General features: G+C 71.2%; 9 protein-coding genes. 2 read left to right on the forward strand and 7 right to left on the reverse strand.

All coding sequences use genetic code 11. The features are described 5' to 3' along the window. Positions 1-84: 84 nt before the first annotated feature. From ilvC to ACFOWE_RS20870, 5 genes are all read right to left on the reverse strand, one after another. Positions 85-1,071: a ketol-acid reductoisomerase gene (gene ilvC, locus ACFOWE_RS20850; protein ID WP_377290381.1), complete on the reverse strand. Its 987-nt coding sequence runs from the start codon at positions 1,069-1,071 to the stop codon at positions 85-87. A gap of 118 nt (positions 1,072-1,189) precedes the next feature. Next, positions 1,190-1,714 carry an acetolactate synthase small subunit gene (ilvN, locus tag ACFOWE_RS20855; RefSeq protein ID WP_377290301.1) on the reverse strand — a complete coding sequence of 175 codons (525 nt, stop codon included), beginning with the start codon at positions 1,712-1,714 and terminating at the stop codon, positions 1,190-1,192. A 74-nt stretch (positions 1,715-1,788) separates the two neighbouring features. Continuing rightward, positions 1,789-3,552: an acetolactate synthase large subunit gene (locus tag ACFOWE_RS20860; RefSeq protein WP_377290383.1), complete on the reverse strand. Its 1,764-nt coding sequence runs from the start codon at positions 3,550-3,552 to the stop codon at positions 1,789-1,791. 208 nt (positions 3,553-3,760) lie between these two features. Then, positions 3,761-6,397: a putative bifunctional diguanylate cyclase/phosphodiesterase gene (locus ACFOWE_RS20865; RefSeq protein ID WP_377290303.1), complete on the reverse strand. Its 2,637-nt coding sequence runs from the start codon at positions 6,395-6,397 to the stop codon at positions 3,761-3,763. A gap of 315 nt (positions 6,398-6,712) precedes the next feature. Next, a complete protein-coding gene (locus ACFOWE_RS20870) occupies positions 6,713-7,621 on the reverse strand; it encodes a 2-hydroxyacid dehydrogenase (protein WP_377290305.1) in 909 nt (302 codons plus the stop codon). A gap of 81 nt (positions 7,622-7,702) precedes the next feature. On the opposite strand from ACFOWE_RS20870, the gene ACFOWE_RS20875 reads away from it, so the two are divergent. Together ACFOWE_RS20875 and ACFOWE_RS20880 are read left to right on the forward strand one after the other, a co-directional pair. Next, positions 7,703-8,863 carry a PQQ-dependent sugar dehydrogenase gene (locus ACFOWE_RS20875; RefSeq protein WP_377290307.1) on the forward strand — a complete coding sequence of 387 codons (1,161 nt, stop codon included), beginning with the start codon at positions 7,703-7,705 and terminating at the stop codon, positions 8,861-8,863. A 459-nt stretch (positions 8,864-9,322) separates the two neighbouring features. Further along, a complete protein-coding gene (locus ACFOWE_RS20880) occupies positions 9,323-9,514 on the forward strand; it encodes a type II toxin-antitoxin system RelE/ParE family toxin (protein ID WP_377290309.1) in 192 nt (63 codons plus the stop codon). Between the two features lie 161 nt (positions 9,515-9,675). Here the strand turns inward: ACFOWE_RS20880 and ACFOWE_RS20885 are convergent, their stop codons facing one another. Together ACFOWE_RS20885 and ACFOWE_RS20890 are read right to left on the reverse strand one after the other, a co-directional pair. Beyond that, positions 9,676-10,209, reverse strand: a complete 534-nt coding sequence (locus tag ACFOWE_RS20885; RefSeq protein WP_377290311.1) for a GNAT family N-acetyltransferase — start codon at positions 10,207-10,209, stop codon at positions 9,676-9,678. 564 nt (positions 10,210-10,773) lie between these two features. Continuing rightward, positions 10,774-12,567 (reverse strand): VanW family protein, encoded by a 1,794-nt coding sequence (locus ACFOWE_RS20890; protein ID WP_377290313.1) that lies wholly within the window; start codon positions 12,565-12,567, stop codon positions 10,774-10,776. Positions 12,568-13,056: the final 489 nt, after the last annotated feature.

Here is a 13,056-nt window from a genome sequence, read left to right on the forward strand (position 1 = left end):
CCCCCGTGACGGGAACCGTCACGGGGGCGTCGGCGTGGAAGGGCCCGCCGCGGGAGGGAGAACGCCTCCTGCGGCCAGGAGGGCCTACTGCTCCTTCAGCCAGCTCATCATCGGGCGGAGCTTCGCGCCGGTCTTCTCGATCGGGTGCTCGGCCAGCTCCTCGCGGTAGGCGGTGAACTTCTTCTGGCCGCCGTCGAACTCGTCGACGAGCTCCTTGGCGAACTCGCCGGACTGGATCTCCGCGAGGATGCGCTTCATCTCCTTCTTCGTCTCCTCCGTCACGACGCGCGGGCCGCGGGAGTAGCCGCCGTACTCGGCGGTGTCGGAGACCGACCAGTACATCTTGTGGATGCCGCCCTCGTACATGAGGTCGACGATCAGCTTCATCTCGTGCAGGCACTCGAAGTAGGCGACCTCCGGCTGGTAGCCCGCCTCGATCAGGGTCTCGAACCCGGCCTTGATCAGCTCGGACACGCCACCGCACAGGACGGCCTGCTCGCCGAAGAGGTCGGTCTCGGTCTCCTCGGTGAAGGTCGTCTTCAGCGCCCCGGCCCGGGTGCCGCCGATGCCCTTGGCGTACGACAGGACCAGCGGCCAGGCGTTGCCGGTGGCGTCCTTCTCGACGGCGACGAGGCACGGCACACCGCGGCCGGCGGCGTACTGGCGGCGGACGAGGTGGCCGGGGCCCTTGGGCGCGACCATCGCGACGTCGACGCCCTCGGGCGCCTCGATGAGGCCGTAGCGGATGTTCAGGCCGTGGCCGAAGAAGAGCGCGTCGCCCTGCTGCAGGTTCGGCAGGATGTCCTGGGTGTACAGATGGCGCTGGATGTGGTCCGGCGCGAGGATCATGATCAGGTCGGCCTCGGCGGCGGCCTCCGCCGGGGTCAGCACGCGCAGGCCGTCGGCCTCGGCCTTCTCGCGGCTCTTCGAGCCCTCGGGCAGGCCGACCCGGACGTCCACCCCGGAGTCCCGCAGGGAGAGCGCGTGGGCGTGGCCCTGGCTGCCGTACCCGATGACGGCCACGACGCGGCCCTGGATGATCGACAGGTCGGCCTGGTCGTCGTAGAAGATCTCAGTCACTTGCTTGAACCTTTCAGAGTGTGTACGGCTCTGCGCACGGTGGGCCCCCTCCTCGCGTGCCCGGCGGCCGGACCCGCCCGGCCGCCGCACACGCTCGTCGGTTCGCCGCCTACGCGGTCCGGTCCAGGGCCCGGAGGGAGCGGTCGGTGATGGAACGGGCTCCGCGGCCGATGGCCACCATGCCCGACTGGACGAGTTCCTTGATGCCGAACGGCTCCAGGACCTTGATGAAGGCCTCCAGCTTGTCCGGCGTCCCGGTGACCTCGATGGTCACCGCGTCTGAGGCGACGTCGACACAGCGCGCCCGGAACAGGTTGACCAGTTCCAGCACGTTCGAGCGGGTGTCGGCGTCGGCGCGCACCTTGATCAGCATGAGCTCGCGCTGGACCGACTGCGCCGGGTCGAGCTCCACGATCTTCAGCACGTTGATCAGCTTGTTGAGCTGCTTGGTGACCTGCTCCAGGGGCAGTTCCTCGACGTTGACCACGATGGTCATCCGCGAGATGTCCTCGTGCTCGGTCGGCCCGACCGCCAACGAGTCGATGTTGAACCCGCGGCGGCTGAACAGCGCCGCGACGCGCGCGAGCACGCCGGGCTTGTTCTCCACCAGCACGGAGAGGGTGTGCCTGCTCATGCGTTCCTCCTCGCCTGGCGGCTCGTCGACGCATTCGCGAGCCCGCTGTGTCCGTTGAGACGCTCGCTCACGTCCTACTCCTCGCTGTCCCAGACCGGCGCCATGTCGCGCGCGAACTTGATGTCGTCGTTGCTGGTCCCGGCCGCGACCATCGGCCAGACCATCGCGTCCTGGTGGACGACGAAGTCGATCACCACCGGCACGTCGTTGATCTCCATCGCCTTCTCGATGGTCGCGTCCACGTCCTCCGGGCGCTCGCAGCGCAGGCCGACGCAGCCGTACGCCTCGGCGAGCTTGACGAAGTCCGGGATCCGGCGGACCGTCTGCAGGTCGGTGTTGGAGTAGCGCTCGTTGTAGAAGAGCGTCTGCCACTGGCGGACCATGCCGAGGTTGCCGTTGTTGATGATCGCGATCTTGATCGGCACGCCCTCGATCGTGCAGGTGGCCAGCTCCTGGTTGGTCATCTGGAAGCAGCCGTCGCCGTCGATCGCCCAGACGGTGACGTCGGGGCGGCCCATCTTGGCGCCCATCGCGGCCGGGACCGCGAACCCCATGGTGCCGGCGCCGCCGGAGTTGATGAACGTGCCCGGCTTCTCGTAGCCGATGAACTGCGCGGCCCACATCTGGTGCTGGCCGACGCCCGCGGCGTAGATCGCGTCGGGGCCGACGAGCGCGCCCAGCCGCTCCATGACGTACTGCGGGGCGAGGGAGCCGTCCTCGAACTCGGTGTAGCCGAGCGGGTAGGTCTCCTTGTAACCGTTGAGCGTCTTCCACCACTCGGTGTAGTCGCCCTTGCGCTCCTCCGCCCGGACCGTGGCGATCAGGTCGGCGAGCACCTCCTTGCAGTCGCCCACGATCGGGACGTCCGCGTGGCGGTTCTTGGAGATCTCCGCCGGGTCGATGTCGGCATGGACGATCTTGGCGTACGGCGCGAAGCTGGACAGCTCACCGGTGACGCGGTCGTCGAAGCGCACGCCCAGGCCGATGATCAGGTCGGAGCGCTGCAGCGCGCCGACCGCCGAGACCGAGCCGTGCATGCCGGGCATGCCCATGTGCTGGGGGTGGCTGTCGGGGAAGGTGCCACGCGCCATCAGGGTGGTGACCACCGGGATGCCGGTCAGCTCGGCGAACTCCCGCAGCTCGGCCGAGGCGCGCGCCTTGTGCACGCCGCCGCCGACGTACAGCACCGGCCGCTTCGCCTCGGCGATCAGCTTCACCGCCTCGCGGATCTGCTTGGAGTGCGGCCGGGTCACCGGCCGGTAGCCCGGCAGCTGCATCGCCGGCGGCCACTCGGGGAAGACCGTCTTCGCCTGGAGCGCGTCCTTGGAGATGTCCACCAGGACCGGGCCCGGCCGCCCGGTCGAGGCGATGTGGAAGGCCTCCAGGATCGTCCGCGCGATGTCGTCCGGATCGGTGATCAGGAAGTTGTGCTTCGTGATCGGCATGGTGATGCCGGAGATGTCGGCCTCCTGGAAGGCGTCGGTGCCGATCGCGGCACTCGCCACCTGCCCGGTGATCGCGACGATCGGGACCGAGTCCATGTAGGCGTCGGCGATCGGCGTGACCAGGTTGGTCGCGCCCGGCCCGCTGGTGGCCATGCACACCCCGACCTTGCCGGTGGCCTGCGCGTAGCCCTGGGCCGCGTGCCCCGCACCCTGCTCGTGCCGTACGAGCACGTGCCGGACCTTGGTCGAGTCGTAGAGGGGATCGTAGGCGGGGAGGATGGCACCGCCCGGAATCCCGAACACGGTGTCAACCCCGACGTGCTCCAGGGCCCTCACCAGGGCCTGGGCTCCGGTCATCTGTTCGGTCATCGGCTCGTTCCTTGCGTGGCTGATGCGTGGCTGATCGTTGCGCTGGCATAAAAAATGCCCCGCCCGCCTACATGAGGCGGAGCCGGGGCGGCGCGCAGGTCGGAGTGCTTCGCTAGCGGCCTGCGCGCCGGCGAAGTACTACGCGGATCCCACGGTGATGCATGGCTCCACCATGACTGACGAAGCGTTCCGGCGTCAAATCCTTGGAACGCAGATCTCAGGATACGAGACCTCAGGCACTGCCCTGCAGACTGGAGACGCCGGTGGGCATCAGCGAGTCGACACCCCGGGCGGTCATCGGGCGCGCCACCAGATAACCCTGGCCGTGGGTGCAGCCCATCTCCCGCAGCAGCTCCAGCTGCTCGGCGCGCTCGATGCCCTCCGCGACCACGGTGAGCCCGAGGTCCTGGCCGAGCCGGACGATCGTCCGGGTCAGCAGCGTCAGCGTCTCGTCGGCCCCTAGCCCGCACACGAACGACGGATCGATCTTGATCATGTCCACCGGGAGCTGCCGGAGGAAGGCCAGCGAGGCGTAACCCGTGCCGAAGTCGTCGATCGCCAGCCGTACGCCCAGCTCGCGGAGCTCGGAGAGCCTGCCGATGATCTCCTCGGCGTCCTCGACCAGCATCTCCTCGATCACTTCGAGGGTGAGCGCGCTGGGCGGCAGGCCGCTCTCGGCCAGCGCCGACTCGACGGTCTCCACGAAGCGCGGCGCGATGATCTGCCGGGCCGACAGGTTGATGGAGAGCCCTATCTCCCACGACGAGGCCCGCCACGCGGCCACCTCCTGGCACGCCTGGCGCAGGATCCACTCGCTCAGCGGCACGATCAGCCCGGTGTCCTCCGCCGGGCCCAGGAACTGCTCCGGCGGCACGAACGCACTCCCCCGCCACCAGCGCACCAGCGCCTCCACCGCGGTGACCCGCGAGGTCGCCAGGTCCACCACCGGCTGGTACTCGATGGCGAACTGGTTCTCCAGCAGCGCCCGCTGCAGGTCCGCGGCGAGCTCCAGCCGGCGCACCACGTCGGCGTGCATGTGCGCGGCGAAGACCTCGACCCGGCGCCCGCCCAGCTCCTTGGCGCGTGCCATCGCCACGTCGGCGTTGCGGATCAGGTCGGCCGAGGGGATGTCGTCGTCGGCGAAGGCCACCCCCACGCTCGCGGTCAGCGCGACGTCGCGGTCGGCCACCCGGAACGGCTCGGAGGAGACCGTGTGGACCAGCAGCTCGGCCAGGTCCACCGCCGTCTGCGCGTCCGCCCCCGTCTCCAGCAGCACCGCGAACTCGTCGCCGCCCCAGCGCGCCAGGGTGTCGTCGGCCCGTACGGCGGCGCGGAGCCGGCGGGCCGCCTGGCCGAGCAGGTAGTCGCCGCTGGCGTGGCCGACCGAGTCGTTGACCGAGGTGAAGCCGTCCAGGTCGAGGAAGACCACGGCGACGCGGTTCTCACCGGGGCGGGACAGCACCTGGTGCGTGCGCTCCTCGAAGTAGGCCCGGTTGGGCAGGCCGGTGACACCGTCGTGGAAGGTCAGGTGGGCGACCTGGTGGCGCAGGGCCTCCTGGTCGCTGACGTCGCGGGTGGTGATCAGCACCAGCTCCTGGCCGCGCACGTGCCGGGTGGCCACCGACTCGGTCGGCCGCCAGGTGCCGTCGGCCGCCCGGACCCGGCAGGCGACCATGAACGTCTCCGTGCCCTCGGTCTCCTCCTCCGCGTTCATCGCGCGCAGCATCTCCTGGATCCCGGGCAGGTCCTCCGGATGGACGTAGTCGAGGATCGACCGGCCGGCCAGCTCGCCGGGGCGGTAGCCGTACAGGTGCTCGACGCCGACGCCCACCTCGCGCATCGTGCCGCCGTAGTCACACAGCAGGACCACGTCACCGGTGCTCTCGGCCAGGTCGTGCAACTGCCGCTCGCCGAGGTCCACCAGGTGGCGCATCCGTCCGAGCGCCGCCAGCGCCGTGAACAGCCGTACCACCAGGACGCCCACGACCGAGGCCGGGACGGCGGCCAGGACCGGGAGAGGGCCCTGCACCCCTCCCCCCCGGAGCACGCCGGCGAGCACGACCGCGGTGGCCGTGGCCACCAGGAGCAGCGGCGCCGCCGCGACCAGCGGGGAGTCGGCGGAGCGGGCGGACGGCGCCGCCTCGCCGTCCACCGCACGGTCCGTGCGGCCGCTCCAGGGGGCGGCCGCGAGCAGCAGGAACGCCGCCGGAGCGGGCCACGCCCACACCATGGAGAGGCCGTCCCCGGCCATCCTGGTCACCGCGGTGGCGGTCTCCGTGAGCGTGATCGCCCCGAGCACCGCGAGCGCCGCCAGGCCCACCGGCCAGGCGGACCTGCGGATCGGGACCACCACGGGGGCCACGGCGCAGGCGAGGAAGAGGCAGAGCAGCGGCGGGACGAGGTTGACGGCGAAGTCGCCCTCCCCGGCCGCGTCACGGTGGGCCGGGCCGAGCACGGTCACCCAGGCGACCGCCAGGAGGGAGGTCGCGCACAGGTAGGCGTCGGAGAGGTTCCGCATGAACGCCCGGCCGCGCGCGGGCCGGGCGGCCGACAGGCCCGTGCCCACGGCCAGCAGCGCCGTGCCGGCCAGCAGCACCAGATCGGCGAAGTTCACCGCGAACGGCGTGTCGGCCGCGAACGGCCGCAAGGAGGTCCCGGCCAGCCAGACGACCGAGCCCGCGGCCAGCCAGCGCCAGGAGAGCGCCCTGCGCCGGCCGGCCGCCCGGGAGGCGGCGGACAGCAGCGACACCGCGGCGGCGCCGGCCGCCGCGACGCCCGTCACGGTGCCGGCGACCGCGGCCGGGACACCACTGACGAGAGCCGCGACCAGCCCCGCCACGCCTGCCGCCACGGCGGCCGACAGCGGCATCCGGGGATCACGCCAGCCGATCAATGTGTCTGCCCATCCAGTGTCGATCCGTCCCGTTCACGCGGCCCTCCTCCGTCCGCCGCGCTCCCGGTGCCCGTGCGGGCACGTCGTCCACGTCTGTCCGTCACCTCGATGCCCTCCCGCGAGAGCACAGGGTCAGTGTGTGCCCCCCACCGGGCGCCGGGGGCGACAACACCTCAGTCGTCACCGTTCTGATAACCATGCGAGCGATCAGGGTCGCAGGAGACCACGATACGCACCGAAGGTCACGACGCAGACACGGTGCGGATTCCTTTTCTCGCCTTCCTTGCTCTGTCAGTAAGATCCAGTAATGACGTTTTTGAGCGGCTCACCTGCGAGATAACGCAGGAGCTGGGAGCGGAGCAGCCGGAGCGTGCGCCGCTGCGAGGCCGGGGTGCTGCCCGCGACGTGCGGGGTGAGGAACACCCCCGGGGCCGACCAGAGCGGGTGGCCCGGCGGCAGCGGCTCCGGATCGCTCACGTCGAGCGCGGCCCGGATCCGGCCCTTCTCCAGTTCGGCGACGAGCGCCCCGGTGTCCACGACCCCGCCCCTGGCGGCATTCACCAGCACCGCGCCGTCCTTCATCGCGCCGAGGAAGGCCGCGTCGGCCATCCCGGCGGTGTCGGGCGTGGCCGGGACCAGCAGCACCACCACGTCCGCCCGGGGCAGCAGCTCCGGCAGTTCGTCCTGACCGTGCACGCCCTCCCGCGCGCTCCTCGCCACCCGGACCACGTCCACCTCGAAGGCGGCCAGCCGCCGCTCCAGCGCCTCGCCGATGGAGCCGTACCCGACGATCAGCACGGTCGAGTCGGCCAGTACCCCGGTGTGGCGGTAGGCCCACTCGCCGCGCTCCTGCGCCCGGACGAATCCGGGGAACTCCCGCAGCACCGCGATCATCGCGCCGACCGCCCACTCCGCGGTGCCCGCGTCGTGCACGCCGCGCGCGTTGCAGAGCGTCACCCCGTCCGGCAGGTGCGGCCGGTACGGCTCCACCCCGGCGGTGACGGTCTGCAGCAGCCTCAGGGAGGACATGCGGGCCAGCAGGTCGGGGATCCCCGCCACCGACACCAGCGGCGGCACCCAGACCTCGACCTTGTCCACCCCCTCCGGCACGGGCCCCGACCCGTCGTAGACGACGCACTCCACGTCGGGCAGATCGCTCAGGACATCGGCGGCGGCTTCGGAGGGGACCCAGATCTTCATGACCCGCATTATCGCCGCGTCCGCGTACGGGCCCGCCCGGTCGTGTATGGATTGTGGATAAGTGCTGGACGAGGAGGACTCATGGGCGGCATCACCTCACGCGGCGCGGGCCGCGGACGCTGGACGGCCCTCGTGGCCACCACGGCCACCACGGCCGCCGCGGCCGCCGCCGCGCTGGCCGGCTGCTCCGGGACCTCCGCACCGGCGGAGTCGGCGCCCGCCCCGTCGGCGCCCCCTGCCTCCGCGTCCCCGGGGACGGCCGCGCCGGCGCCCTCACCGGGGCGGACCGCCGAGCCCCGCGTCCTGGTCCGGGACCTGGCCGTGCCGTGGGGGATCGCGTTCCTGCCCGGCGGCGACGCGCTGGTGACCGAGCGGGACAGCGCCCGGCTGCTCCGGGTCACCCCGGCCGGGAAGGCCTCCCAGGTGGCGAGGATCGACGGTGTGCGCCCGGACGGCGAGGGCGGCCTGATGGGCGTGGCGGTCTCCCCCTCCTTCGAGAAGGACCGCCACGTCTTCCTCTACTACACCGCCGCCTCCGACAACCGGATCGTGCGCTACCGCTACGACCGGACCCTGACCGACGCCACGGTCATCCTCGACGGCATCCCGAAGGGCTCCATCCACAACGGCGGCCGCCTGGCCTTCGGGCCCGACGGCCATCTGTACGCCTCCACCGGGGAGGTCGGCGAGCGCCACCTCGCCCAGGCACTGGGCTCACTCGCGGGCAAGATCCTGCGCATGACCCCGGACGGCAGGCCCGCCCCCGGCAACCCGTTCCAGAACGTGATCTGGAGTTACGGCCACCGCAACGTCCAGGGCCTCGCCTGGGACTCCTCCGGCCGGATGTACGCCAGCGAGTTCGGCCAGAACTCCTTCGACGAGCTCAACCTGATCACCAAGGGCGGCAACTACGGCTGGCCCGAGGTCGAGGGCGTCGGCGACGATCCCCGCTTCGTCGACCCGATCGCCACCTGGAGCACCGACGAGGCCTCCCCCTCCGGGCTGGCCTACGCCGACGGCTCCCTCTGGATGGGCGCCCTGCGCGGATCCCGGCTCTGGCGCATCCCGCTCACCGCGGGCGGCGAGGCCGGCGAGCCCGTCCCGCTCTTCACCGACCGGTACGGCCGGCTCCGCGCGGTCACCACCGCCCCCGGCGGCTCCATCTGGTTCGGCACCAGCAACAAGGACGGCCGCGGCGACCCCGCCCCCGACGACGACCGCATCCTCACCTTCACGCCCTGACGCCCCGGCCGCCCTCTCACCCGGTGCCGGGACCGGGGTCCTCTCCTGGAACTCCTGGCCGGATCCGGTGTTCCCCACCGGGCCGGTGCCCGTGGGCAGGCCGGTTCCGTCCGGGTGTGCCGTGGGCGGGTCCCGCGTTCCCGCGGTGGGCCGGTCACCGTGGGCGTGGGGGCGGGCCGTAGCGTCTCGCTTCCGGGCCGCCCGGTGGTCGCGCCGACGCTGAAGCGATCCGCGCGGGACCGGTTCACGGCCGGTCGCCGTCGCCTTGCGGCCACACTGTCGGGAAGGAGCTCAGGGCCGGCCTCCACAGGGAGCCCCTGCGGGGGTTTGGATGCCGTGGAAGCCGCCCATATGCCAGTGAAGGTCGTGCTTGCCCGGCGTCCAGAAGGGCTTGACCCGACGTTCGGCCGTCCGTCGGTCGACCCTTTGAAAGGGACGAACAGCCACCGTCTTTAGGAGTTGGGGCCGGGATCATCCGGATCCGGCGAGATCCGGATGATCTTTGCCTTCGATCCTGTACGGCGGGTCGTGCTGCTGATCGCGGGAGACAAGTCAGGGAACCGGGCCCGCTGGTACGAAGAGAACATCGTGATCGCGGAGAAACGCTACGCCTGGCATATCGCCGACCTGAACACCAGGGAGGACGACTGAACACGGTGGAATGGGCGCAGGTCAAGAGGCAGGCGCGCGAGTGCCGTCGTGCGGCCGGATCTCCGGTGCGCTCGACGGGGAGATGCGCGTAGTGGATTTCGGCGACACCGAGTACCGGATCGCTTGATGGTGCTTTCAGCGAGTACGGCGTGCGTAGGCCATCACGCCACCGTGGCCGGCGGTTCGTCGTCGACGAATCCCAGCCGCCGGTTCATGCCGATGGCCGAGGCGTTGCCGGGATGGTGGAGGGTCCGTAGCCAGCGCACGCCGGAAGAACGCGCGTACCTGACGGCCAGGAGCTTCATGGCCAGCGAGATGCCCCTTCCGCGATGACCGGCCAGCACCCCTGTCATCTCGCTGAAAGCGTGTCCCCCGGGGCGGATCGACGTCACCGCCATGCCCACCCACGACCCGCCGCCCAGAGCGAGAACGACACCTCGGGGATCGTAGGCCGGGATCTCGATGCGCTGAGCGAGGTACTCGTCAAACGTGTAGAACTCTCCTCGCCCCGGGATGTCGGCGGAGCATGTCCTGTTCAACTCATAGAGTGCGCGCCGATGATCAGCCGTGTCACCGACGGCAGCCATGGTCGTGAACTCGATGCCAGTCTGCCGGCAGTTGTGAAGGTACGGCTCGAACCGCGCATCGTCGAACGCGTCCAGGTCAAGCTTGAGCCGAACCCATTCAACGTCCACGAGCACCTCCGGTCCCGGAAACGACCCGATCCTACCGGCCGGCAGGTGAAGCGAGGGCGGACCTCATATCAGGGCGAACGTCGGTTGGTACGGCAGTCATGCCGTCCCTGTCCGTGGCCTTGCAGGGGCTCCCTGCGGAGGCCGGCCCTGAGCTCCTTCCCGGCAGTGTGGCCGCAAGGCGACGGTGCTCAGCCCTGAACCGGCCCCGCGCGGATCGCTTCAGCGTCGGCGCGACCACCGGGCGGCCCGAGAGGAAGACGCTACGGCCCGCATGCGTACGGCATGCACGGAGCGTGGGGACGGGCCGGGGCTCCGGCCGGCGTAAAAGAGGCCCGCAACCCCGCGCGCCCGAGGCCACGCCGGAGGCGAAATCCCGCCAGACCTCAGCTGCGACGGCCGGCCGGAGCCCCGGCCCGCCCCCACGCCCACGGTGACCAGCCCACCGCGGGAACGCGGGACCCGCCCTCAGAACCTCACGAGGAGACCACGGACACCACCCGGCGTGGAAACGCGGAACCCGCCCCGGAACCACATGAGAAAAACCCGGCCGAGGCCAGAGCGAGGTCAGTCGCCGTCGGTGGGCTTCTCGTCGGAGGAGACGCACTTGAGGTCGGTCTCGGGCTTGTAGACGGTCGTCTTCTTCTCCCGCTTGACCTCCTTGCCGTCCTTCTTGAAGACGCGGGTCACGTCGATCGTGAAACCCTGCTGGCCGGTCATCGGGATGCAGTCGGGACCGCTGTCGGTCTTCCGCTCGAACTGGGTGATGTTGTAGCGCTCCGAGGAGATCGACTCGATGTCGTAGCGCTTGGTGCTCCAGAAGGCGACCGTGACCGAGGTGGCCGTGCTGGAGGTCTTCACCAGCACGCCGTACGGCGAGTCGTTCTTCCAGCGGAAGTCCGGCTGCGGCCAGGAGACCGTCGACTCGCGCCCGGCCGGGTAGCGGGAGATGTAGAACTCGTGCGCCATGTGCTGGACGTCTTCGAGACCGCCGAAGAAGACCGCGTTGTACATCGTCGTGACGAACTGGGAGATGCCGCCGCCGACCGAGTCGACCAGCCGGCCGCCCATGATCATGGGTGCCTCGACGAAGCCGCGGGCCTTGTCCCGCTCACCGACGACCCCGTTGAGCGAGAAGGTCTCGCCGGGCTTGACCAGGTGACCGTCCAGGAGCTTGGCGATCGTGCGGATGTTGGTCACCCGGGGCGCGCAGCACGGGTACTGCGTGGTGAACTCGCTGATCTTCTCCTTGATGCCGAGCTTGCGCATCTCCGCGTCGGAGGTCCTCGGCTCGACGATCGCGAGGGTGACCGGGATCGTCCGGCTGCCGCCCTCTGCCACGAGCTTGGCCACCGCGTCGGCGAGCTTTCCGTCGTCCACGCCCTTGCCCTTGCGGCCGGGGACCAGCTTCGGCTTGCCGCCGACGATCTCGTAGGTGGGCTCGCGGGGGGCCTGGGCCGCGTCGACCAGGTCCTTCTCGACGGTCGCCACGGCCTTGCGCGCGTCGAAGCGCGGACGCATGCCCCCGGAGTCGTCGGGCTTGAAGGTCAGGTGAGCGGCGATCGTCCCGACCGGCAGGGTCGCTTGCTTCTCCCCGTTGGTGAGGGTGATCGGCCCGGACAGGGCCTCGGCGGCGGAGTCGGCCGTCTTCGCGACCACGGAGGCGGTGACCTTCGGCTTGATCACGGTGACCGGCAGTTCGACCGGCCCGTCGGAGGTGAGGTAGGCCTTCTCGACGGCCTCGGCGGCGGCGGTCCGCTCCAGCTTCCGGCCGTCCCGGGGCTTCACCGTCACCGGCTCGGTGCCCTCGAAGCGGACCGCGCCCTCGACGACCTTCCGGTCGATCTCCTTGGCCAGTCCGTCGACCGCCTCCTCCAGCCGCCCGGGGTCGGCGGACACCTTCGGGGGCAGGTCGACGGTGCCGGTGAGCGCGCGCCAGACCTCCGCGGGACCGGGGAAACCGCTGGGCGCCTGGTCGATGGTGGCGACCACGTCGAGTTCGAGACCCGCGCGCCCGGGGTCCAGCTTGTGCTCCTTGCCGAAGGCCGTGAGGATCATCGGCTCGCCCGCCCGCTCGGCGAGCCGTGCCCTGAGCCGGTCGGCCGCCTCGGTCACGGTCAGTCCGCCGATGTCGACGCCCTGGACCCGGGTGCCGGGCAGGATCTTGCCGGACATGGCCACCGCGGGGACCGCGTAGGCGAGCGCGGAGAGGGCCAGCAGGATCACCGTGGCGATGAGGAGCCTCCGGCTCCGGCCGCGCGGGGCGGGCTCTCCGCGGTCCGGCAGGTCGTCCTGCGGGGAGCCGCCGGAGGAGCCCTGCGCGGAGTGGGACAGGAGCGGCTGTCCGGGCGAGGGCGCCACCCGCCAGGGCTGCGGCCCCGGCGCCGGAGGCGGAAGGACCGCTCCTCCGGCTCCCGGGCCGGAGGCGGGGCCTGCGGGCCTGCCGAAGCCGGGGCGGCCGGAGGGGCCGGGGTCGGGACGTCCGGGATGGCCGGGAGAACCGAGGTCGGGGCGGCCGGAGGGACCGAAGATGTCGGGCGAGACTCCCGGAGGGAGGCGGGGACCGCCGTCCGGCCGGCTCACCTCGGGTGGCTGCGAGCCGCGTGCTCCGGCGGCGGCGCCGGGACGGACGGGATGCTGGGGCAGGGGGACCGCCGCGAAGGGATCCGTCGGCGGCTGGGCTGGCCTTCCGGTGTTCGGCACGGCCTGCATCCCCTCCTTCGTGCGCACTCCCTCGGCAACCCTAAACCACCCGTGTGGAGCGATGCCCTAAAAGAAGTAACAAATCAATCGGGCCGGCCGGTCCCGTCCCGGAAGACGCCGGAGCGGGCCGGCGGGAGGCATTCCTCC

Source organism: Planomonospora corallina (assembly GCF_042650625.1).
GTDB lineage: Bacteria > Actinomycetota > Actinomycetes > Streptosporangiales > Streptosporangiaceae > Planomonospora_B > Planomonospora_B corallina.

Excerpts from the sequence above, each read along its gene's own strand:
- ACFOWE_RS20875 (WP_377290307.1), top strand. The coding sequence starts at position 7,703 with ATGGGCGGCATCACCTCACGCGGCGCGGGCCGCGGACGCTGGACGGCC.
- ACFOWE_RS20865 (WP_377290303.1), bottom strand. The coding sequence starts at position 6,397 with ATGCCGCTGTCGGCCGCCGTGGCGGCAGGCGTGGCGGGGCTGGTCGCG.
- ilvN (WP_377290301.1), bottom strand. The coding sequence starts at position 1,714 with ATGAGCAGGCACACCCTCTCCGTGCTGGTGGAGAACAAGCCCGGCGTG.
- ACFOWE_RS20870 (WP_377290305.1), bottom strand. The coding sequence starts at position 7,621 with ATGAAGATCTGGGTCCCCTCCGAAGCCGCCGCCGATGTCCTGAGCGAT.